Here is a 1,193-nt window from a genome sequence, read left to right on the forward strand (position 1 = left end):
AGTGCCGCGGAGAATTTTTTGCGAAGAAAGAATTGCTATAACTTTCGTAATTCCGGGAAAACCTTTATCTAAGAAAAAAATACAATATTAACATGAATATCATGAATATAATATTGGAGGCTGTGAATATTCCCAAATACCTCCCTCTCAGATTCCTGTTTTCTTTTGCAATATATTTGAAACTTATCAGGCTTGCCATGGATGCAATCAGAGTGCCGAGACCTCCAATATTGGTTCCGACAATTAAAGCCCGGTAATTATCTGTAAAGCCGGATAAAAGAAGCGCAGCGGGAACATTGCTCATAATCTGACTGGCAAGAACAGCAGTAAGTGTTTCCCTTCCTGCCATGATTCTTTCCAGAAAACTGCTGAATTGCGGAATCCTTCCAAGGTTGCCGATAAAAATAAATAATGCGATAAAGGTGGCAAGCAGGGAGTAATCCACCCTGCTTATATTTTCCCTGTTTCTTAGCAGCATATATATAAGAACCACTACAAGAGGAATCTGGTATGGAATGATACGTGCAACAGTGAGCAGGCAGATTGTAAATAAGATCAGGTAAGCGGCCAGGTATTCCATGTTAAGTTCTTTTCTGTCAGAGAATCCCAAAAGAGTTTTATCTTTTTCGGAACCGCATACGTGAGGTGCTTTGGCAGCGGCTGCCTGTATCCATATCAGAAGAAGGATAAGTGCTGTGGCGGAATAGGGAAGCATCAGGGTTATTAATTCTGCCGCGGACATCCCTGCTCTGGCATATAGATAAAGGTTCTGCGGATTTCCGATTGGTGTGAGCATACTTCCGAGATTAGCAGCGATTGTCTGCATGGCTACTATTTTAAGAAGCCAGTAATTGCCCAGTTCCTTTGGCAGTTTATGCACAATGATCAGTGCAAGAGGAACAAAAGTAATCAATGCCACATCATTGGTGATCACCATTGACAGGAAGAAACATAAGAGTACCAACAGCCTGATCACACCCACAGTTCCCGATGTTCCCATCAGCAATTTTTTGGCAAGTATATCAAAAACACCAACAGCCCTCAAACCAGCTACAATTGCCATCAAACAGAAGAGGAGCCCGAGAGTCCTGAAATCGATATAAGTAAAATAAGCCTTATCCGGTCTGACCCAGAACATAGAAAGAAGCGCCAGGATCACTGCAATTGACAAAACGGTTTCTTTCCTGAAAAAA

General features: G+C 41.9%; 1 protein-coding gene. It reads right to left on the minus strand.

Annotated elements, in window-relative coordinates; translation table 11 throughout:
* Positions 1 to 64: 64 nt before the first annotated feature.
* Positions 65 to 1,193 (minus strand): SLC13 family permease (locus DXB00_RS16080; protein ID WP_243107263.1); only part of this gene is annotated, 1,129 nt, incomplete at its 5' end.

The organism is Butyricicoccus sp. OF10-2 (genome assembly GCF_003481925.1).
Classification (GTDB): domain Bacteria; phylum Bacillota; class Clostridia; order Oscillospirales; family Butyricicoccaceae; genus Agathobaculum; species Agathobaculum butyriciproducens.